Origin of the sequence: Mycolicibacter hiberniae (assembly GCF_010729485.1) — a bacterium.
Classification (GTDB): Bacteria; Actinomycetota; Actinomycetes; order Mycobacteriales; family Mycobacteriaceae; genus Mycobacterium; species Mycobacterium hiberniae.
Genome location: NZ_AP022609.1, coordinates 1,615,699 through 1,635,023, shown reverse-complemented (window position 1 = coordinate 1,635,023; position 19,325 = coordinate 1,615,699). Strand labels below are relative to the sequence as shown.

Here is a 19,325-nt window from a genome sequence, read left to right as displayed (position 1 = left end):
CGATGCGTTGCGGTAGTGGGGCTTCGGCGCGGATTCGGACCGTGGGCGCCCGGGCGCTAGCGTGACAGTTCAGTGCAGAATTGTAAAGCCCGTCAGGTGTCCGCCGGGGCCTTGAGCGCGGCCGCCAGCATCACCGCCGTCACCCGGATCATGGCGTCGCGATCCGCGGTGGCGGGTCGCTGCAAAGCGATACGCAGACAGGCGCTCGAGGTAACGCCCATGGTGACGAACACCAGATCGTCCAGCTCTGCCGGCGACAGATCCGGCCGCGACCGGCTCGGGATCACACTGGCCAGCGGCAGCAGGCTGCGCTCGACCTCGGCCATCGCGGTGTGGTTGAGGTAGGGCGGCAGGTCGAAAGCCGAGGATGTCATCGCCGCCAGCAGTATCGGGGCGTGCTGCTCATAGACGGTCGTGAGGGTGTCGACGAGAAGGAAAGCCGCCTGATCCACCTCCAGGTCGATGGCTTGGCCGACGGTGCGTACCAACTGGAAGGAGATGTCGCGCGTGGCCTCTTCCACCAGCTCGACGATGATCGCGGCGCGGTCGGGAAAATAGCGATACACCGTGCCGATACTCACGTGGGCGGCATCGGCGATGGTTTGGGTGGTCAACGGTTCCACCCCGCGGCGCTCTACCAGCTGCCGGGCGGTGTCCAGCAGCCGGCGGCGCATCTCGCGGGCGCGCTGCTGTTGCGGGCGTGATCGTGTCGGAGCGGGCAACGCACCTCCCGGCAAAAGTGAGTAGTAAATGAGGCATTCTCATGTTTACATGACTGCATGGCACATGCGCCCCATATCCCCAATGCCGACCTGGCCATCGCGCGATACGGCCAGGCCGGCCGCGACTGGATCGCGGGGACGCAGATCGCCGATCAGCCGGCCGATGCCGTGGTCGCTGATTTCGCGACGCTGCCGCGCGGAGCCGGGATGGCCATGCTGCGCACCGCACTGGAGCACGGCATCGATGCTGTGCCGGAGGCGCCGGAGTCGTTGCGCGCGCTGTTCGCCGAGATCGACCACGAGCCGGACTGGCTCGACCACGACCGCTTGGACCGTGCGGCGGGGCACATCGTGCGCCACACCGCTTCATACGGCATCGTCTTGGGTGCCGCCTCCTTGACCACCGGCGCGATGAACTCCGTCGCCGGGTTGCCGTTGGTTCTGACCGGCCGCTACACGAGCCAGGCGGCGGTGCGGTCGATCGAGGTGGGCGCCTGGCTGCATACGATTCTCACCCCGGGCGGGTTGCGGCGCTACGGCGCCGGGGTGGCCACCACGGTGCGGGTCAGGATGATTCACGCGTTCGTCCGGCGCCATCTGCTGACCGAGGCCGACTGGGACACCGAGACGTGGGGTGTGCCGATTCCGCAGAGCTATATGGCCGTCACCGTCGTCGAATTCGGCCGGATCGCGCTGGCGGCGATGCACCAACTGGGAATCCGCTACACACCCGCCGAGCTCGACGACATCTACCACCTCTGGCGTTACGTCGGGCGGCTCAACGGTGTTGCCGAGCCGCTGAATCCGGCCACCGAAGCCGATCAGATCCGGATCGCCGAACTGTATGCGCTGACCGCGGTGACGCCCGACGACGGCGATCGCGACTTCGTGCGGGCGCTGACCCACGACTACCTGGCGCGCGAGATCGCCGAGCTGCTGCCGTTCCGCGGTGCGTGGAAACACGCCGTGGGCGTCAACGTCATCAACGGCATGGTCCGGGCATTTCTCGGCGACGCCAACGCCACCCAACTCGGGGTGGCCGACACCCGGCTGAAGTATCTGCCGCGCGTGGTCGGCCCGGTCGTCGCGGGGGCCAACCACATCCTGGCCCGCATCCCCGGCGTCAACGACATGCGGACCCGCCGTGCCCTGGCCAACTATCCGCGGTTGATGGAGGAACAGCGTCACCGCTATGGAATACGCCATGACCTGGTGGATGCCGCGCCCAACAGCGGCGACCATCCCGCGGCGGTGCGCTCGGCGTAGCGGCGAGCCGGCCATGTTCACAACGCAAGTCCGGTGATTCAAACTCTGGTCAACGCCGCGCCGCTGCGGCCATAGTGCTGGGGTGGCCGTGACCGATCTGGTTCTGATCAGCTTTGTCGGGGGATTGGCGGTCGCACTGCTGACCGCACCGGTCGGCGTGTCCGGCGCGGTGTTTCTGCTTCCGATCCAGATCAGCGTTCTGCAGATCCCCAGCCCCGCGGTCACCCCGACCAACCTGCTGTTCAACATCGTCGCGGTACCCGGCGCGCTGGCCCGCTACCGCACGCAGGCGAGCCTGCACAGCGCCCTGACCACATCGCTGCTCATTGGCACGCTGCCCGGCGTCGTCATCGGGGCCTGCGTCCGGGTGTTCCTGATTCCCGGCCCTGAGCTGTTCCGGATCATGGTGGCAGGTTTCCTTTTCCCGCTTGGGCTTTGGCTTCTTCGCCGACCGCAGCGAGCGCCGACGCCCGATTCGGCGCCACTGGCAGGCGGCCTGACCATCGGCATAGCGCTGATCGTCGGGGTCATCGGCGGCATCTACGGGATCGGTGGCGGATCGTTGCTCAGCCCCATCCTGGTCGGCCACGGTGTCGCAGTGGCGACGGTGGCCCCGGCCACGTTGGTGTGCACATTCATCACCTCGCTGGTAGGGGCCGCCACCTATACGATCCTGGCGATCGTCACCACGGGAGGCCAGGTCGCGCCCCATTGGACCGTGGGACTGCTCGCCGGAGCCGGTGGGCTCGTCGGGGGCTATCTCGGCGCACGACTGCAGCCGCGGTTACCCGAAGCCGCACTACGAACCGTGCTGGGCACACTGGCCGTCGCGACCGCCGTTCTCTATGTGCTCGAGGCGCTTCGTTAGGAGCGGCACAACGTGGGCGGCGCCCAGGATCGGCGCGCGGCCAGGACGAAACGCTACGATCACGGTCCCTGCGAAAGTGAAGGCTACTGCGAATGCGCCACCGATGACCCCGGCCACATCCACCGTGCGAACACTCATCCTGGTGGGCAGCCTGCGGTCTGGATCCCTCAATCGCGCACTGGCCCAGACAGCCATCGATCACGTGCCTGCGCACGTCGAGCCGATTCTGTTCGACCGCCTGGGCGAGTTGCCGCACTACAACGAGGACCTCGACACCGAGACAGGCGATCCGGTGGTGCAGGCACTTCGTGCCGAGGCGGCCACCAGCGACGCCTTGCTCGTGGTCACGCCGGAGTACAACGGCGGCCTGCCCGGCGTGCTCAAGAATGCGATCGACTGGCTCTCGCGCCCGTATGGCAACAGCGCACTGAAGGGCAAGCCGGCAGCGGTGATCGGCTCGGCACTGGGCAGGTACGGGGGTCAATGGGCACACGCCGATGCCCGCAAGTCGCTCGCGATCGCCGGCGCGCAGGTGCCCGAGGACATCGAATTGTCCATTCCGGCCAAGGATCTCAATGGGCTGCCGCCCGCCGAATCGCCCGACGTCGTCGCGTCGCTGGGCGGAGTCTGGGCGCGGTTGATCGAGCACCTCTAGACCGGGCGGGCTGCCGCTGCTGTCCGCGGTGACGGCGTCGGGGGAGTTCGCGCTGACCCACCGGGACTTCGGCTCGTCGGGATCTCAAACCTCGGCAAACCCCGTCGGTGACCCTATAGTCCCGACTGACCGGTATGTGGTTCTGGAGGGATTGGTAGGGCATGACTGCTGAACTGGGCTGGGCAGAGGTCGGCACAGCTCCGGTTCTTGCTCAGGCCTGGCACCCGGAGACATTCGAATCCAGCGATCCCGACAGAGTCCACAGCCATCTGAGCGAGTTCTTGGGCCCGCACACGATGGATCTGCCGGAGGGAACGTACGGCTTCCATGCCCGTCAGCAGGCCACCTCGATGCCGGGCGTGCACGTCCACCGGATGACCTACGGCGGGACTACCGTTGACCTGCGTCCCGAGCCCGACACCGAGCACATCGTGGTCATCCACACCCTGCAAGGCCGGATCGGCGTGAGTTCGGGAGACGTCGGGATTGTCGCGGGACCGCACCTTCCCGTCGTCCTCGACGCGGGCAAGCGCTATCGCACGCGGTGGAGCCGGAACAGCGTGGTCTGCAAGGTCGTTGTCGACCGGGCGCTGGCTCGCGGGATTGCGGCAGAAGCCCGCGGCCTATCCCCGGAGCACGTCTCGCTGGACTTCTCCCTGCAGACCCTCGCCGCGAGACCTGCGGTCGCCACCTGGGGCCGAATGGTGGACATTCTGGCCGGGCAAGCCACGCCGTCCAGACCTGGCCAAACACCGTCGCTCACCGAAGTTCACCTTGCCAAGGCGACCGTATCGGCACTGCTCGACACCTTCCCGAACGCGGTACGCGTCGCGAACGACGAGCTGCCGGCGGGCGTTTCCGCAAACGCGGTCGCCCGGGCCGTCAGCTACATCGACGAGCATGCCGGTACTGCGCTCACCGTGCGCGAGATCGCACGGTCAGTAGGCCTGAGCTCACGTGCACTGCAGGCGGCCTTCCGCCGGCAACGCAACGTCACGCCGATGGAGTACGCCCGTCAGGTCCGACTTCGGCGGGCCTACGAGGATCTGGCTGCCGCCGACGCCGAGCGGACGACCGTTGCCGCCATCGCCGCCCGCTGGGGCTACCACAACCCCGGCCGGTTCGCCGCGGACTTCCGCGTCCAGTTCGGCAGATATCCCAAAGAGGTTCTTGCCCAATGACGCGTCGTGCCGGCGGTCAGGTGTCTGCCGCCGGCACCACGCGCCACCGAGTTACCCCCCCGGCATCTCTCAGGGCGAAGGCAGCCCGTGCGTACGAGCGCTCAGCGCCTCGTCCACGCCGAATCGTTGAACCAAGAAGTCGGAGAACTTCGGGTGCTGCTGTAGCGCAGCGACCAACGGCCCCGACAGATAGGCGTCAGCGGCGGCATCGTCGCGAAAGATGTAGAAGCCGCCGCTGCCGCCGTGGGTCTCAAGCCAGGTCTTGCCCAGCAGGCCGTCGACGTCGGTGAGTGCGCCAGCGAACTCGGCAGCAATCGCGGCGAGTTCCGCCGGCTCGGCAGCACTGGAGAAGGTGACCAGAATCGCGGTTGCCATGCTTACCAGATCTCCACATCCAGGGCGGAGAAGAACTTCGACAGGGCTGACATGTGCGCGGCCAGTTCGGTCAGTTCCGCGATCTCGGGGTCGGTGTACCAGCGGCGCAGGTTGTAGACATCCTGATCGGTGACCTTGAACGCATGCAGGGCGATCTTGCGGGAATAGTCGAACACCGCCAGAACACGCTCGTCGAAGGCGTCCCGGTTGTCGTCGTAGGCATGGACCTTTGCGACGATACTGTCCTCGGCGCCCTCGAATCGCGATGCGGCCGAATGCCATGCGATGCAGTACGGGCACTCCAACGCGAACGCCACCACCAGACCGACCAGCTCGGCCAGTTGTGGGTCCTTCTTGGAGATCAGGCTCTCCCGGACGATGTACCAGTCCTTGTCCAGCCAAGCCTTCAGCAGGCCGGGGCTCAGGCCCAGCACCCGGACGAACTGACTGACCCACTCGTGGTGGGCGTCGGTGCCCTTCTGCCGGAACGGATGGTCAACCGTCTGCGCGATCTGAAAGTACTCACCCCCGGTCTTGGCGATGTAGTCGTCCAGCACCTGCTTGGCCTCGGGGGAGAGGCTGTCGAGATCGGGGACGAGATTGAGCCGCGGCGCCATAGATTCTCCTCTTTTCGATCAGGCGTTGCTGTTCTCAGTTAAACGCGGCCTCCCCCCGCGACGACAGCCGTCAAGCGCACAGATGCTGTCCACTTTGCGCACTTCTGTTCGGTGACAGCGGCGGAGGATCGTCAACAGGGGCGACCCGGATATCCTTGGCAGATGATCGGCACGTTCCCCGGCCCGGAACAACGAGCGCTGTGTTGGCATCGCTGATTTCAACTCTTACGCCCGCAGCGAGTGAGCCGTTCGAATCGCATGGCGTACAGCGCCGCCGCCGCGCAATCGTGGTTCTGGTGTTGGTGCTGGGAGCAGCGCTTCTCGGGTTGTCCCTGACCCGGGTTCCCGGCGATCCGAGCTTTTACTGGCTGACCACGGCGATGGCAGTCGTGTGGGGCGGCGGCGCTGTCGTGTCCGGGCCGTTGCGCCTGGGCTGGGTCAGTGTCTCGGGGCGACGACACCGTCCGATCCTGATGGGCATCGGCGTCGGCGGGGTGGTCGCGGCGGTGTTCATCGCCGGGGCGTTGGTGGCCCGCGAGATCGAGGTGATCGCAGAGCCCATTGGGCGCGTGCTGAGCTACGCACACCACGGCCGCCTGACGGTGGTGGTGGCCATCACCGTGGTCAACGGAATGGCCGAGGAACTGTTCTTTCGCGGGGCGCTCTACAGCGCGCTCGGAAAGGCTCGGCCACTGCTGTTTTCGACGGTGCTCTACGCGATGACGACCTCAGCGTCGGGCAACCCGGCGCTGGGCTTCGCGGCGGTGGTGCTGGGGGCGATCTGTGCCGTCGAGAGACGCGCGACCGGCGGAATCCTGGCCCCGGTTCTGACTCATTTGGTGTGGGGCTTGGTCATGGTGCTGGCCCTGCCGCCGCTGTTCGGCGCCTGACCCGCAACACAGTTCCGCACAGGTGCGGTCAACCGCCGTTGAGCACCTTGCGCATGCGGGCGTAGTCGCGGCGGTACTGGCCGGCGAGTCGCTGCTTCTGGGTGTCGGAGAGGATCGATCCGGAGACCTGGAAGAACTTCTTCTCCTCCTCACTCAGGTGGTGATGAACCTGCTCGGACAACTTCCGAGCACGATGCAGCCACCCCGCGCGGCTCTTGTCGACGACTTGCAGCTCTTCGATGAGCTCGTCGATCTCGTGATGCTCGTGCAGAGCGTGCCGTGAGGAATTCAACCCGGCGTCGGCCATGAGAACAGGCGCATAGAGGTACCGTTCCTCAGCCGCGGCGTGCGCGGCCAGCTCCACCCGAAGCTCGGTGAACAGCGCTATGCGCTCCTCGGTGTGCGGCGCAGATCGCAGCAGTTTGCGGCACAATGACCGCTGCAGCTGGTGGCTCTCGCGCAGTGCCTCGAAAATGTTGTCCGCCATGGCAACTCTTTCTCTCCGATGGATTTGAGGGGATTCGAGCTGGCTCAGGAATCCTGCGCAGCGCGTTGCTGCGTCAGGAGAATGACGGGCAGTTCGCGGTCAGTCTTCTGCGCGTACCGCTTGAACAGCTTCGAGGCCGACGCGATCTGCTGCCAGGCCACCTCGCGCTGATGTCCGTGCAGTTGTTCAGCATGTACTGCCACCGTCCGATCCGGTAGTTCGATCTGGACCTTGTCGGGGTGTGCCGCGAGGTTGAAGAACCAGGACGGATTCTTCGCCGCGCCCGCGGCCGAAGCGACAATCAACCAGCGTCCGTCACCGTCGGGAAAGTAACTGACCGGCGTGCTGCGCGCGGTTCCGGTTCTGCGACCGACCGTGGTCAACACCAAACCGTAGGTGTTGCCGAGCAGCCTGCCGCCCCTGCGGATGCGCCACGCCAGTAACCTGTTCACGGCCCGCGTGAGAATGGTGTTTGCGGGTTGGGTGGCGCCGCGCGTCCCTCGGCTGTTCGTGAAGCTCACTCACCCAAGACCTTTCCGCCCGCGCCGACTGCCGACACAGTCGCGGGTACCCGCTTTCCCCGCGGCCCAAACGTCATCGGTTCGCTCCGGCGCACAGCTTCTGGTGGCTGGGCTCAGCTCTGCGTCCTGGCCATGTCGATGTTCTGCGCAGCCGCCAGTCGTATCGGGCCCCGTGCGGTCGTCGGGTCGACAGTGTGCCCGCGTTGCTGAATGTCGATGACACCTCGACCGGCAAGTGCTTTCGCTCGGGCTCGAACGGATTCCATGAGATCGCGCCAGTTCCCTGCGCCGCCGACGATGCGGGCGATGTCGCTCGGACACGCGGTGCCGGGCGCACGGTGCCGGACCAGCGTGCAGATCGTTGCGTCAATCCGGGAGTTCAACCCGTCGACACTGTGCTGGTCCCACCACGGCTCGCCGCGTTCGCCCAGCGCCACCTTCGCGTCGTGAACGCGGAGACGCGCGTTGGCACCGGCGTCCCGCACCGCTCGGCGGGCAGCCATCAGCGCATTGACCAACTCCTGGCGCAGGGATTCGGGAATGGAGGGATCGGTGGCGCGCCACCGCCTTCCGTTGACGACGATGAAGCGGCCATCGGCGGTGTGCTCGGTCGCAGCCACGCGTCTGCCTCCATACCCCGATTGCCTGGGCTGCGGCGACCCCCGGGACGCTCCGTTGCGATAACGCAGCTGGGCCGTTGCCATGCCACATGTCCTCACACCAGGCTACTGGCTGCACACGATATGGGGCCCTCCTCGCCGGAGAGCCGCAAGCGCGCTTGACCCGATTGGTGGTCCAGTCGCTATGCGGCTTGGACACCGAAGTCGCCGGCGATCGGCTCGATCGTCACACCATCCTCACGGTTGCGAGCGACCCTCACGACGTCCTCGCGGAACTCCCTCGGATACGGCCTGGCCATGGTGACATCCTTCCAGCGCGCCCAACCAGGGCGATCGATCTCAGATGTCACCTATCCGTCCAGCAGACCCCTCTTTTTATTCTCGAGTCTCTTTAGTAGTGGCGGACGATCGCTGATAGGCAACGATGGTGGTTCGCCGAAGGTCTTGATTCCGAGCTGTTCGTCACGTGACGTATACATCGTGTTTAACGGCCGCGGCATTGGGGGAGACCATCCCCCCGCCAACTGTTAAGCAGACCACTACGATCGCGATCAACTACAACGAAAGCTGCTGCAGAATGCGCTACCAGCAATGACCCAGGTTCAGTCCCGGATTCACGTTCTCATCCTCGGCGGGCGCCGCACCCGTCCAGCACTCTCATGACGACTGCACCCCACGATATCTGGCATCGCCCCGCCCTCCCGGTAAGCGGGCCCTCACTACCAGGCGCAGGAGATCACTTGGCAGACATGACGCCGGCTCGCTCGGCCCAGCGCGTTGTTGAAGCCCTCGATCTTGCCGGCGTCCGGTACGTCTTTGGTGTCCCCGGCGCCAAGATCGATGCCGTTTTCGATGCGCTGCTCGACGGTTCTGCAGAACTCGTCGTTTGCCGCCACGAACAGAACGCCGCATTTATGGCAGCGGCGGTCGGTCGGTTGACGGGCACGCCAGGCGTAGTTCTGGTCACCTCGGGGCCAGGCACCAGCAACTTGGCCACGGGACTCGTCACCGCTACCACCGAGCAGGATCCGTTGGTAGCGATCTGTGGTGCAGTTTCTCGCGACCAGCGGCTCAAGCACACACACCAATCCATGGACGCTGCAGGGTTACTCGGCACCGTCACCAAATTCGTGGGTGAGGTTGCGGCGCCCGATGATGTTCCCGAAACGGTTGCCAACGCGTTCCGGCTCGCTGCCACCCATCCACGCGGGGCCACCGCGGTGGTGTTACCCGCCGATGTGGCCGCGGCGGCGACGTCGGCGGCACTGACGGCGATGCCGCCGGTGCCCCGGATGGGATCCGCTCCGGCCCTTGACATCAAGCGAGCCGCCGAGGCCATCTTGAAGGCAGGCTCACCTGTCCTGCTCGTCGGGGACCGCGGCAGCGACCCGGACGTCACCGCGGCACTGCACCGCCTCATTGCCGGCACTGACCTACCGGTCGTCGAGACTTTCCAGGGCGCCGGGGTGGTGTCGCGCGAATTGGAGAAACACTACCTGGGCCGGGTCGGCCTGTTCCGGAACCAACCCGGGGACATCGTGCTTGCGCGGGCAGACGTCATCGTCACCGTAGGTTATGACCCGGTCGAATACGACGCTGCGCTGTGGAACACCGATCTGACCCGGGCCATCATCCATATCGACGCCGTACCCGCCTCGATCGACAACCATTATCAGCCGGCCATCGAACTGTTTGGCGATATCGCCGGGACCCTAGGCGAACTCGCGTCGCTGCTGCCCGGCGTGCGGCTCGATGCCGAGACCAACAGCGCCATCGCCGAACAGCGTGAACACCTTGCCGCTATCGATGAAACAGCGAGAGCAAGAAGCGAATCCGGCCTGGGTCTCAATCCAGCTGCCGTCGTGCTCGCGCTGCGGGACCATCTCAACGACGACGCTACGGTCGCGTGCGACGTCGGCTCTAACTACATCTACATGGCCAGGCACTTCCGGTGTTACCGACCGAGGCATCTGCTGTTCTCCAACGGCCAACAGACCCTCGGCGTCGCACTTCCGTGGGCCATCGCGGCAGCCTTGGTGCGGCCCAACACACAAATCGTTTCGGTTTCCGGCGATGGTGGATTCCTTTTCTCCGCTCAGGAACTCGAAACCGCGCACCGGCTCGGGGTGACGCTGACCCACATCATTCTGCGTGACGACACCTATAACATGGTCGCTTTCCAAGAGGAGATGAGGTACGGACGCACCTCCGGGATTCAACTCGGCTCCTATGACACCGTCAGCTACGCCGCCGCATTCGGGGCGCACGGCTACCGAGTGAACTCGATGGCGGAGTTCGTCAGCACGCTCAAAGCCGCACTGGCCGAGCCGGGCGTCAGCATCATTGACGTGCCGGTTGACTACAGCCACAACATAGACCTGGGGCGGAAACTCCATGAAGATGCGTTCCACTGAGGGACTATGACTGACGAATCCCCGGGTCGAATCGCGCGACTAGCCAAGGAATTTCACCAGCACCTCCCCATAGCGTCGACGACATCGTGCACACCGCACGTCGCCGATTTCTCCCCTGAGTTGTTCCAGTACTCAACGCTGGAGGCGCTCCTGGGCGGCGTCTACGACGGAGAGGTCACCGTCGGCGAGTTACTCACCCACGGCGATTTCGGACTGGGGACTTTCAACAGCCTCGACGGTGAGATGATCATCCTCGGGGGAGTCTGCTACCAGTTGCGATCTGACGGCAGCGCCCGGGTCGCCTCCGACACCGAGCAGACGCCGTTTGCCGCGGTGACGCATTTCAGGCCGCAGAGCACATCTGTGGTGGACACACCGATGACCTACCATCAGCTCGACAGTCTTGTCTCCGAACATATTCCCAGCCCAAATCTGACCTATGCCATCCAGATCACCGGCCATTTCAGCACCGTCAGGACACGGACGGTCGCACGACAAGTCAAGCCCTATCCGAGTTTGGCCGAGGCCGCCCAAGGGCAGGCCGAAGCGACCTTCACCGACATCGAGGGAACATTAGCCGGCTATCTCAGCCCCAGCTACGAGCAGGGGATCACGGTGGCCGGCTACCATTTGCACTTCCTCAACCGGGATCACACCCTCGGCGGTCACTGCCTCGACTTCACCCTCACGACCGGTGCCGTCGAGATCGAAACCATCACGGCATTGCACCTCAGCTTTCCACGGTCCGGAGCATTCCTGACCACCCCGATGCCTGCGGGTGCAGCGGTGGACCAGCAGATCCGCAAAGCCGAAGGCGGCGGCTCGTCGCCGGGCTCGTGACGCGGTCTGCGCGACAAGGTCAGCGTCCCCGCCTTTCCGATCATTACGTCACTGTGACGTAATGATCGGCGTAAGGGGCCATTCATTCGTGCGCTGGGAGCGCGGCCGAGGCCTGGCAATTGTCGGTCAAACCAAAATTCCCAGCCGGGCGCCGATACTGCCAGAACATCCGGAGTTTGGATGAACCGGCGACGCAGCGCCGACTCACACTCCGCATCGGAGGCAAGGCAGCCGACACGAAATCAGAGGGCACCGGAATGTCCGTGCAGTATTACTGCCAACCAACATGCCCCGAAGCCGACAGTGAGTCCTTGCATCTGATGCAACTCACATTAGGCCGTAACGCCGATAACGTACATTATGTCAGTTAAAGTACTGCGTTTTCACCTGCCACTCAACGGTTCTCATCTATCGGGCAAGGCCAAGGAATGCCATCATCGCTCGCTCGACCTCGACGACTTGCTCCGCTGTCAACCGACCCAGTCGGGAATGAACGCTCGACCTTCTGACGGTTGTGAGCTTATCGACCATCACGTCGCTGTCGTGGTCCAGTCCGGATAGCCGGTCGCCGCCGCCGGCTATCCGAATACGCATCAGCGGCGCATCCAACAGCGCGCTGGTCATCGGAGCGACAGTCACTGAACTCGTACCGTCGAACAGGTCGTCTTGGATGATCACCGCGGGACGCGGCTTCGCGGCATAGACGCCACCCGCCACGGTCCAGATCTCCCCTCGGTTCACTCCTCATCCCATGGCGCAGACACGCCCTCAATGAAATCTTGGTCGTCGCCGGCCTCGTCCGCCCGTGCGAGCAACGAAGCCTGGCGATGCGCCTCGGCCGCAAACGTCTCCGTCCGAACATCAGGCACCCAGACCTGCAGCGGCCGGAGGCCCCGCTCCCGCATCCGCCGTCGGTACTCGCCGACCCTCTCCCTCACGGCCATGCCACGATGTTACATGTAACGTTGGATTTGAGCAGCAGGATGAGCAGGAGCTGACGGGCCAGCAAACAAATATCCCCGCTACGGCTGTCGCTCGACGGCGCGCCTGGCCAACCTGAAGATGGCCCTCATCATGAAGCTCTTGAGGCTGTTCTGCCGTTGGCCGGCGTGACCACTCGAAGCGCCCTCGCTGCTCGGGGTCCCCCAGCTGGGTGGACACTAGGGCGTGGCCCTTTCTGCAACAGTATTCAAAGTCGAACTTGGCGTCTCCGATATCGACCACGGTTACTACGCCGATCACACGCTGACCGTGGCCCGTCATCCCAGTGAGACTGATGAGCGGATGGTGGTTCGGTTGTTGGCGTTTGGGCTGCGCGCGCACCGGCTCAGCGACGTCGACGGTGAGTTGGCGTTCGGGGCGGGCCTGTCCGCCCCTGGTGCACCGGACTTGCGGCTCGCCGACTATACGGGCCGGATTCTGGAATGGATCATTGTTGGCCAGCCGGATGAACGTGCATTGGGCAAGGCGGCCGGCCAGGCCGACCAGGTGGTGCTCTTCCCGTTCGCCGCCGGTGCGGCCACCTGGTGGCGCACCGTGGGACCCAAAGTGGCGGGGCTGTCGAACCTTTCCGTGGTGCAGATACCGCACGCACAGGTGCAGCAACTGGCCCAGACTGTCGATCGACGGGTCTCGGCGCAGGTGATGGTGATGGAAGGCCAGGTGACGATGACGGTGGGCGGTGTCGACGTCACCTTCACCCCCGAGCCGTTGGAGTGAACGGCGGCACGCACGCAGAAGGCCTTCCGCCTCCCGGGCTGTGATCCTTTCGACCTGACCAACGGTGAGTGGATTCGGTGTCCCCCGTAGGCTCACCGCATGCACGAAGTGACTCTGGCCAGCGCCGCAGAAGCCGCGACGCTGACAGTGGGACTGTCGGTCTATGCAGCGTTGATGCTCGTCAGCATCGCGGTGGCGATCGACAGCGCCCGCCGACACCGACGACGCCGCACGATCTACGCCGCGGTGATGGTTGGGATACTCATCCTGGGCGGGTTGGTTGCGGCTATTTTCAGCAGCATCGCATAAACCTGGCGGCCTCGGCTCACACCTCTCCCCTGGCACGTTCCGGCTGAGCCGCGGCGAATTACCTGCCTGCCAGGACTTTTCGCCACCCAAGCCCCCACCGCCAGACATCGGCCTATCCCCCAGATCAACCCAGAGCGCCTAGACTGGCGCACCATGCGGGTCGTCGCCATCCACATCGCGCCCGGCCGGAAAGTGCCGAACCGGTCAGTTCCTGCGGTCGACGCCGAGGCCGGCAAGGGCCTGGTCGGCGACAGGTACCACGGCGCCAGGCACCGACACGTCACAGTGCAGTCGCGTGAGCTGCTGGATCTCGCAGCGGCCGATCTCGGCCATGCCATCGACCCCGGCGCAACCCGGCGGAACCTGACCGTGGACGCCGGTGACATCCCCACCCGCCCCGGGGACAGAGTCCGCATCGGTGACGTCGAACTCGAGGTGGTGCGGATCGCCGCGCCGTGCCGGCTGTTGGATGACTGGATTGCCCCCGGTGCGGCCAAGGCGATGCATCGGCGCGGTGGAACGGCCTTCCGGATCCTGACCTCCGGGCCGATACACGTCGGCGATGAGGTGGAAGTCCTGACGGCCGAATGACCGGCGACACCGGGTGTACCGGTGTCGGCCCTTGCCGTGGCGCGGTTGCGCGCTGTGGAGCGCGGTGATCATCGCCGCGGTATCAGCGCCCGCTTCGAGCCGTCATCGCGCACACTAGGACTTCATCCCCGCGGCAATGGAGGACTGGTGCCGGAAACAAGCCCTGTGGCCGAATTCGACTTCATCATCGTGGGGGCAGGCAGCGCAGGCTGCCTGCTGGCCAACCGGCTCAGCGCCAACCCGCGACACCGCGTCCTCGTGATCGAGGCCGGCGGCAAGGACGACTGGTTCTGGATCAAGGTGCCGGTGGGTTATCTGTACACCATTGCCAACCCCCGAACCGACTGGTGCTTTGCGACGGAGGCCGATCCCGGCCTGGCCGGGCGCAGCATCCTCTACGCGCGGGGCCGCGTGATCGGCGGCTGCTCGTCGATCAACGCCATGATCCACATGCGCGGGCAGGCAAGCGATTACGAACTGTGGGCGCAGGCTACCGGTGACCAGCGCTGGCTTTGGGGTGGTTCTGACCGTCCGGGCCAGACCCTGGAGATCTTCAAGGAGTTGGAGAACTACTTCGGCGGCGCCGACGACTGGCACGGCGCCGATGGTGAGATCCGGGTCGAGCGGCCGCGGGTGCGCTGGCAGATCCTGGACGCCTGGCAGGCCGCCGCCGCCCAGTTGGGCATCGCGCCGATCGACGAGTTCAATCGGGGCGACAACTCCGGCAGTGCGTATTTTCATGTCAATCAACGGCGGGGCCGGCGGTGGTCGATGGCCGACGCCTTCCTGCACCCTGTCGCCCACCGCCCCAATCTCACTGTCTATACGCACACCCAGGCCTTGCGGCTGCTGACCGACGATCAGGTTCTCCAGGCGCAGCGTCACGGCGCCTGGACCACAGCGCGTCACCGGGTCACCGGCTTGCGGCTGCTCAAAGACGGGCAGGCCGTCGACGTTCGAGCCCGCAAAGAGGTGATCCTGAGCGCCGGAGCCATCGGCTCGCCGCATCTGATGCAGCTCTCGGGTCTGGGCCCGGCCGGGCTGCTCGCCCAACATCACGTGCCCGTGGTCGTCGACCTGCCCGGGGTGGGTGAGAACCTCCAGGACCATCTGCAGCTTCGAACGATTTTCCGCATCCGGGGTGCGCGAACGGTCAACACGCTGTACCGAAATCCGATCACCCGCGCGGGCATGGCAATGCAGTACCTGCTTCTGCGGTCAGGACCCCTGACGATGCCGCCGTCCACGCTGGGGGCGTTCGCCAAAAGCGATCCCGCGCTGGCCAGCCCTGATCTGGAATGGCATGTACAGCCCTTGTCTCTGCCGAAGTTCGGCGACCCGCTGCACCGCTACGCAGCCATCACCCCCTCGGTCTGCAATCTGCGACCCACCTCGCGCGGCCAGGTACGATTGGCCGATGCGGATCCGCTGAGCAGCCCGAAGATCTTTGCCAATTACCTGTCCACCCAGGCCGATCGCGACATTGCCGTGCGCGGCCTGCGGATGACCCGGCAGATCATGGCAGCACCGGCCCTGGCCCGCTACCGGCCGCAAGAGGTGCTGCCCGGCTCGCACCTGGTGAGCGACGAAGACCTACAGACGGCAGCCCGCGAACTGGGGACCACCATCTTTCACCCGGTGGGCACCTGCGCGATGGGCGCCTTTGACGGGCGCGGCCGCCCCAAGTCAGCCACCACGGTGCTCGACACCGACTGCCGCGTACATGGCGTGGCCGGACTTCGGGTGGTCGACGCATCGGCGATGCCCACCATCACGTCGGGAAACACCAACGCTCCCGTCATGCTGATCGCAGAGCGCGCCGCACGCGCAATCCTGGAATGAGCCGGCTTGCAGCGGGGTCTTCGGGAGGCGGCGCGGCTGACGCTTGGTCAACAGCAGCACTGCCGGCCGGTGCCTGTGGAATGCACCGGCGACCGCCGCGATCACCGGCTCGGTGCCGGTGAACAAACAAGGCGTCGCCTCGGCCGTCAATGACACCACCCGTGAACTCGGCGGCGCGCTCGGCCCCGCCGGTCCCGCCTGAGCAACGGTTAATCGTCCTCGGCGTCGTCGCGGTGCGCGGCCTCGATCACTTCCGGCGGTACCGGCCGGCGCAACCACGCCTGCATCCGCATCAGCCCGCCGGCGATCGTCCCGACAGCAAGCACGGCAACGATGATCCAGAGCGCAGTCGACATGCAGCCATTCTCCCCCCGCCCGGGCGGCATGAGGCGATATGAATCCCCCCGGCTTTTCCGGTCAAACTGTCACCTGATCGTGCAGCAGACCCCACAGCACCGTAACCAGGTACGAGGCATCAACATCCCGGTCCGCACCGCCTCGGCGCGCGTGCGGGGCGTGTGGCGTTCCTAGGTCAGTGCTACCCCGTTGAAGAACGTGTTCACATCGGCCACGAAGCGTTCGGGGTATTGGAACTGTGAGCCGTGCCCGGCATCGGGGTAGAGGATCAGTTGTGCATTCGGGATGTGCCGGGCCAACGTATAGGAGTTGATGGTGGGTACTAGCCGATCTTCGATTCCGTTCACCACGAGGGTCGGCTGACGTATCCCGGCTAGCTTTGCGTATCGGTCTTGAGCTTCATCGGGTGGAGTCCCCCACGCGCCGATAGCCTCCAGCTGGGCATTGGTGGTGTGTGCGCTGACCTCCGGCTCGTTGTCGGTGGTGCGGCGGGCCAGTCGTTCGAGGTAGGCCTTGCCCAAGTTTCGGCTGTGATCGGTGTGGGCGAAGAAGAGATACACCAGGTCTTCGGGCACGGGATGTGGGCGCATGCTGACTGCCTGCACCCCCGGAGTAAACCGTGCGAAGTCGTAGCCGCCCTCGGGGCCAGTCCCTGCCAGAATCAGGTAACGAACCAATTCTGGGTCGTCGAGCACCAGTTGCTGTGCGACGAAACCGCCCAGGGAGAAGCCGAGGAGATCGATCCTTTCGAGTCCGAGCGTCCTGATGACGGCAGCGGCGTCGCGGGCCATGTCGGCAACGTTGTTGGGTGTGGTGCCCTCGGACCGGGATACGCCGGTGTTGTCGATGGCGATGACGCGGCGGATTTTGGCCAACCCGTCGATCAATGTCGGATCCCAGGTGTCGAGGGTCCCCCGGAAGTGGTTGAGTGCAACCAATGGAGGTAGTCCCGCGTCGCCAACCTCGCGGTAGGCGTACCGCAAGCCCTCGACTTCGGTGAATCGAGTCGGTGTGGTCGTATAGCTGTCGATGGCCATGTCTGGCAACCTTTCTTGGGTATGCGGTCGTGGTCGATTGCTGTTCGCCCGGGCTTTCGTACGGGTCAGGGCGCCGGCGCTGCCGAGGTGACAGCTCCGCGGTCCACGGACAGTTGAGACTTGACGTCTCGGGAGCGCTCATCGGCGAGCACCTCGATGAGACGGTGTTCGACACCGTCGAGGGCCAGGGCAGCGACGAGTCCCGGATCCTCCTTGGGTGCCTCGATGTTGGCCGTCATGTCGGTGTCCATGAATCCAACATGCAGTGCCGTGACGTCGACACCGTGGCTTGCCAGTTCCTCTCGTACGACGTCGGTTTGGGCCCAGGCGGCAGCCTTGGCCGCCGCGTATGCACCGAAGCCCTTGGGGTGCAACCAGGCCAACACCGACAGTACGTTCAGGATGGCTGCGGGTGCGTTGGCGATCAGGTGCGGCGCGAAGGCACGGGTTACCGCCAGGGTTCCGTAGTAGTTCGTGTCCATTTCCGCGCGGATGTCGGCCATCGGTGCCGACAAGACCCCGCCGGGTGTGGCGACCCCGGCGTTGTTGACGAGCAACGTGATATCGCTGGCTGCTTCGCCGGCGGCATCGATACTCGCCTGGTCGGTGAGGTCGATACGCAGCCGAATGATGCCGTCGAGGGTGATCCCATGGGGGTGGCGCGCCGCGGCGTAGACCTTCGCCGCGCCCCGAGAGAGCAATTGCTCGACGAAGTGACGGCCCAGCCCGCGGTTAGCCCCGGTCACCAATGCCACTGAACCTTCAATCCTCATGGACTCCCCTACTTCTCGCTCGGCATGATGAGTGGCTTATCGGTGCGGAAGGCATTGATGGTCTTGCGATCCAGATTCAGCGTGGCGGCGACAACCTCCTGCGGAGTCAGCCCCAGCCACTGGTTGGCCGACACGTCGATGAAGCGGTCGCTGCGGAACAGTTCGAGCATCACCACGGGGTCGTCGCCGACGTTCTCGAAGTAGTGGCCCATCGCACTGGGGACGTAGCCGACGTCACCGGGGTAGTAATCGAAGGTTCTCGCCTTGCCGCTGGATCCGAAGACACCCATACGGGCGTGCCCGGAGATCCAGTACTGCCACTCGTCATGGTCGGGATGCCAGTGCATTTCGCGAACCGCACCGGGTGCCAATTCGACGTAGGCAGCGGCGATCGTCGATGCGGACGGAAAGTTGCGCGAGTCGGTGATGCGCACGCTGCCCCCGGGGACTTCGATCGGGTCCTGGGCGAGCATGCGGTGGCTCATCCGTTCGGCCGTGCCGACCGGGGACTGTACCGCGGCGATGTCATCGACCAGCGCGCCCGGCACCTCGCCGGGGAAGATGTAGCGGCTGTGTTCGATCTCGCCGGCGGTGGGAATGTAGGCGAACGACGACTCGGGCACGGCGAAGTTCTTGGCCAGGATGTGTTTGGGGGTATGCGCGAACCAGTCGGTGACCAGGAAGGTTTCGTTCTCTGAGAAGTTCCCGTCGTCGAAGACGAGCAGGAACTCGCAATCCTCCAGTGCCTGGATCGAGTGCGGGAAGCCTGCGCGGAAGTTCCACAGGTCGCCGCGGCCAACGTCGTCGATGAAGTTTCGGCCGTCTGGGTCGATGGCGGCGATGCGCGCGCTGCCGGCCAACATGAACGCCCACTCTGCTTCCCGGTGCCAGTGAAGTTCCCGATATGCGCCGGCTGTGAGGCGCATGTTGACCCCTGCCAGGGTGGTGGCCACCGGCAATTCGCGGACTGTCGTCTCACGTGCCCAGCCTCCGTTGAGGAGCCGGTTGTGCGAGGCGGCGAACGACCACTTGAGGTTTGGCAGGCTGCCGGAGTCGGTTCCTGGGGCGCCGGGGTTCTGTACGCCGATGGCCACGTTGTCTGGGCCCAGAACGGTCGCGCCTTGGTCGCCGTTCATGGTGGGTACTGCATTGTGGGTGTTGATATCAGTGTCGGTCATGCCGGGCTCTCTTCTTCCCATCGGTGACTCTTGCCTCGATGAGGTGTCATGTCAATTCGGTTG

The 19,325-nt window shown here is 65.1% G+C and carries 24 protein-coding genes; 12 read left to right on the top strand and 12 right to left on the bottom strand.

Going from position 1 to position 19,325, the window contains the following annotated elements:
• Positions 1–92: 92 nt before the first annotated feature.
• Positions 93–722 carry a TetR/AcrR family transcriptional regulator gene (locus tag G6N14_RS07645; RefSeq protein WP_234808888.1) on the bottom strand — a complete coding sequence of 210 codons (630 nt, stop codon included), beginning with the start codon at positions 720–722 and terminating at the stop codon, positions 93–95.
• A gap of 57 nt (positions 723–779) precedes the next feature.
• On the opposite strand from G6N14_RS07645, the gene G6N14_RS07640 reads away from it, so the two are divergent.
• The 4 genes from G6N14_RS07640 to G6N14_RS07625 all read left to right on the top strand — a co-directional run bounded on the left by G6N14_RS07640 (position 780) and on the right by G6N14_RS07625 (position 4,692).
• Entirely contained in the window at positions 780–1,988 is a 1,209-nt protein-coding gene (locus G6N14_RS07640; RefSeq protein WP_085135330.1) for an oxygenase MpaB family protein, read from the top strand.
• Positions 1,989–2,070: 82 nt separating this feature from the next.
• Positions 2,071–2,856, top strand: coding sequence for a sulfite exporter TauE/SafE family protein (locus G6N14_RS07635; protein ID WP_197747344.1), 786 nt, complete (start codon positions 2,071–2,073; stop codon positions 2,854–2,856).
• A gap of 103 nt (positions 2,857–2,959) precedes the next feature.
• Complete coding sequence (locus G6N14_RS07630; RefSeq protein WP_085135329.1) at positions 2,960–3,511, top strand: NAD(P)H-dependent oxidoreductase; 552 nt, start codon at positions 2,960–2,962, stop codon at positions 3,509–3,511.
• A 161-nt stretch (positions 3,512–3,672) separates the two neighbouring features.
• Complete coding sequence (locus G6N14_RS07625) at positions 3,673–4,692, top strand: AraC family transcriptional regulator (protein WP_085135328.1); 1,020 nt, start codon at positions 3,673–3,675, stop codon at positions 4,690–4,692.
• Between the two features lie 69 nt (positions 4,693–4,761).
• Here G6N14_RS07625 and G6N14_RS07620 read toward each other — a convergent pair whose 3' ends face one another.
• Both G6N14_RS07620 and G6N14_RS07615 read right to left on the bottom strand, forming a co-directional pair.
• Positions 4,762–5,067 (bottom strand): YdhR family protein, encoded by a 306-nt coding sequence (locus G6N14_RS07620; RefSeq protein WP_163787093.1) that lies wholly within the window; start codon positions 5,065–5,067, stop codon positions 4,762–4,764.
• Between the two features lie 2 nt (positions 5,068–5,069).
• Complete coding sequence (locus G6N14_RS07615; RefSeq protein ID WP_109559770.1) at positions 5,070–5,684, bottom strand: carboxymuconolactone decarboxylase family protein; 615 nt, start codon at positions 5,682–5,684, stop codon at positions 5,070–5,072.
• Between the two features lie 212 nt (positions 5,685–5,896).
• On the opposite strand from G6N14_RS07615, the gene G6N14_RS07610 reads away from it, so the two are divergent.
• Positions 5,897–6,574: a CPBP family intramembrane glutamic endopeptidase gene (locus G6N14_RS07610; RefSeq protein ID WP_085135447.1), complete on the top strand. Its 678-nt coding sequence runs from the start codon at positions 5,897–5,899 to the stop codon at positions 6,572–6,574.
• 28 nt (positions 6,575–6,602) lie between these two features.
• On the opposite strand, the gene G6N14_RS07605 is transcribed toward G6N14_RS07610, so the two are convergent.
• From G6N14_RS07605 to G6N14_RS07595, 3 genes are all read right to left on the bottom strand, one after another.
• Entirely contained in the window at positions 6,603–7,061 is a 459-nt protein-coding gene (locus G6N14_RS07605; protein WP_085135327.1) for a hemerythrin domain-containing protein, read from the bottom strand.
• 44 nt (positions 7,062–7,105) lie between these two features.
• Positions 7,106–7,582, bottom strand: a complete 477-nt coding sequence (locus tag G6N14_RS07600; RefSeq protein ID WP_085135326.1) for a nitroreductase/quinone reductase family protein — start codon at positions 7,580–7,582, stop codon at positions 7,106–7,108.
• 113 nt (positions 7,583–7,695) lie between these two features.
• On the bottom strand, positions 7,696–8,202 hold the full coding sequence (locus G6N14_RS07595) for a DUF3253 domain-containing protein (protein WP_234808886.1): 507 nt from the start codon (positions 8,200–8,202) through the stop codon (positions 7,696–7,698).
• Between the two features lie 749 nt (positions 8,203–8,951).
• Here G6N14_RS07595 and alsS point away from each other — a divergent pair.
• On the top strand, positions 8,952–10,616 hold the full coding sequence (alsS, locus tag G6N14_RS07590; RefSeq protein ID WP_109559769.1) for an acetolactate synthase AlsS: 1,665 nt from the start codon (positions 8,952–8,954) through the stop codon (positions 10,614–10,616).
• A gap of 6 nt (positions 10,617–10,622) precedes the next feature.
• Complete coding sequence (budA, locus tag G6N14_RS07585; RefSeq protein WP_085135323.1) at positions 10,623–11,456, top strand: acetolactate decarboxylase; 834 nt, start codon at positions 10,623–10,625, stop codon at positions 11,454–11,456.
• A gap of 408 nt (positions 11,457–11,864) precedes the next feature.
• On the opposite strand, the gene G6N14_RS07580 is transcribed toward budA, so the two are convergent.
• Positions 11,865–12,197, bottom strand: coding sequence for a type II toxin-antitoxin system PemK/MazF family toxin (locus G6N14_RS07580; RefSeq protein WP_085135322.1), 333 nt, complete (start codon positions 12,195–12,197; stop codon positions 11,865–11,867).
• Complete coding sequence (locus tag G6N14_RS07575; protein ID WP_085135321.1) at positions 12,194–12,400, bottom strand: antitoxin MazE-like protein; 207 nt, start codon at positions 12,398–12,400, stop codon at positions 12,194–12,196. Before G6N14_RS07575 ends, G6N14_RS07580 begins: the two co-directional genes overlap by 4 nt.
• 223 nt (positions 12,401–12,623) lie before the next feature.
• Here G6N14_RS07575 and G6N14_RS07570 point away from each other — a divergent pair, with 223 nt between their 5' ends.
• From G6N14_RS07570 to G6N14_RS20530, 5 genes are all read left to right on the top strand, one after another.
• On the top strand, positions 12,624–13,175 hold the full coding sequence (locus G6N14_RS07570; RefSeq protein ID WP_085135320.1) for a YaeQ family protein: 552 nt from the start codon (positions 12,624–12,626) through the stop codon (positions 13,173–13,175).
• 99 nt (positions 13,176–13,274) lie between these two features.
• Positions 13,275–13,484 (top strand): hypothetical protein, encoded by a 210-nt coding sequence (locus G6N14_RS07565; RefSeq protein WP_085135319.1) that lies wholly within the window; start codon positions 13,275–13,277, stop codon positions 13,482–13,484.
• A gap of 153 nt (positions 13,485–13,637) precedes the next feature.
• A complete protein-coding gene (locus G6N14_RS07560) occupies positions 13,638–14,075 on the top strand; it encodes an MOSC domain-containing protein (protein WP_085135318.1) in 438 nt (145 codons plus the stop codon).
• 165 nt (positions 14,076–14,240) lie between these two features.
• The gene (locus G6N14_RS07555) at positions 14,241–15,917 is read left to right on the top strand and encodes a GMC family oxidoreductase (protein ID WP_085135317.1); all 1,677 of its coding nucleotides are present in this window, start codon (positions 14,241–14,243) and stop codon (positions 15,915–15,917) included.
• 43 nt (positions 15,918–15,960) lie between these two features.
• Entirely contained in the window at positions 15,961–16,119 is a 159-nt protein-coding gene (locus G6N14_RS20530) for a hypothetical protein (RefSeq protein ID WP_170307439.1), read from the top strand.
• A 7-nt stretch (positions 16,120–16,126) separates the two neighbouring features.
• Here G6N14_RS20530 and G6N14_RS20525 read toward each other — a convergent pair whose 3' ends face one another.
• The 4 genes from G6N14_RS20525 to G6N14_RS07535 form a co-directional block, all read right to left on the bottom strand.
• Positions 16,127–16,273, bottom strand: a complete 147-nt coding sequence (locus G6N14_RS20525) for a hypothetical protein (RefSeq protein ID WP_109559768.1) — start codon at positions 16,271–16,273, stop codon at positions 16,127–16,129.
• A 171-nt stretch (positions 16,274–16,444) separates the two neighbouring features.
• A complete protein-coding gene (locus G6N14_RS07545) occupies positions 16,445–17,311 on the bottom strand; it encodes an alpha/beta fold hydrolase (RefSeq protein ID WP_085135316.1) in 867 nt (288 codons plus the stop codon).
• Between the two features lie 65 nt (positions 17,312–17,376).
• Positions 17,377–18,084: an SDR family oxidoreductase gene (locus tag G6N14_RS07540; protein ID WP_085135315.1), complete on the bottom strand. Its 708-nt coding sequence runs from the start codon at positions 18,082–18,084 to the stop codon at positions 17,377–17,379.
• An 8-nt stretch (positions 18,085–18,092) separates the two neighbouring features.
• Positions 18,093–19,262 carry a cupin domain-containing protein gene (locus G6N14_RS07535; RefSeq protein WP_085135314.1) on the bottom strand — a complete coding sequence of 390 codons (1,170 nt, stop codon included), beginning with the start codon at positions 19,260–19,262 and terminating at the stop codon, positions 18,093–18,095.
• Positions 19,263–19,325: the final 63 nt, after the last annotated feature.

Bases quoted from the DNA above. Each gene is read 5' to 3' on its own strand.
- G6N14_RS07540 (WP_085135315.1), bottom strand. From the start codon at position 18,084: ATGAGGATTGAAGGTTCAGTGGCATTGGTGACCGGGGCTAACCGCGGG.
- G6N14_RS07640 (WP_085135330.1), top strand. From the start codon at position 780: ATGGCACATGCGCCCCATATCCCCAATGCCGACCTGGCCATCGCGCGA.
- alsS (WP_109559769.1), top strand. From the start codon at position 8,952: ATGACGCCGGCTCGCTCGGCCCAGCGCGTTGTTGAAGCCCTCGATCTT.
- G6N14_RS07620 (WP_163787093.1), bottom strand. From the start codon at position 5,067: ATGGCAACCGCGATTCTGGTCACCTTCTCCAGTGCTGCCGAGCCGGCG.
- G6N14_RS07565 (WP_085135319.1), top strand. From the start codon at position 13,275: ATGCACGAAGTGACTCTGGCCAGCGCCGCAGAAGCCGCGACGCTGACA.
- G6N14_RS20525 (WP_109559768.1), bottom strand. From the start codon at position 16,273: ATGTCGACTGCGCTCTGGATCATCGTTGCCGTGCTTGCTGTCGGGACG.
- G6N14_RS07575 (WP_085135321.1), bottom strand. From the start codon at position 12,400: ATGGCCGTGAGGGAGAGGGTCGGCGAGTACCGACGGCGGATGCGGGAG.
- G6N14_RS07615 (WP_109559770.1), bottom strand. From the start codon at position 5,684: ATGGCGCCGCGGCTCAATCTCGTCCCCGATCTCGACAGCCTCTCCCCC.
- G6N14_RS07560 (WP_085135318.1), top strand. From the start codon at position 13,638: ATGCGGGTCGTCGCCATCCACATCGCGCCCGGCCGGAAAGTGCCGAAC.
- G6N14_RS07535 (WP_085135314.1), bottom strand. From the start codon at position 19,262: ATGACCGACACTGATATCAACACCCACAATGCAGTACCCACCATGAAC.
- G6N14_RS07605 (WP_085135327.1), bottom strand. From the start codon at position 7,061: ATGGCGGACAACATTTTCGAGGCACTGCGCGAGAGCCACCAGCTGCAG.
- G6N14_RS07630 (WP_085135329.1), top strand. From the start codon at position 2,960: ATGACCCCGGCCACATCCACCGTGCGAACACTCATCCTGGTGGGCAGC.
- G6N14_RS07625 (WP_085135328.1), top strand. From the start codon at position 3,673: ATGACTGCTGAACTGGGCTGGGCAGAGGTCGGCACAGCTCCGGTTCTT.
- budA (WP_085135323.1), top strand. From the start codon at position 10,623: ATGACTGACGAATCCCCGGGTCGAATCGCGCGACTAGCCAAGGAATTT.
- G6N14_RS07545 (WP_085135316.1), bottom strand. From the start codon at position 17,311: ATGGCCATCGACAGCTATACGACCACACCGACTCGATTCACCGAAGTC.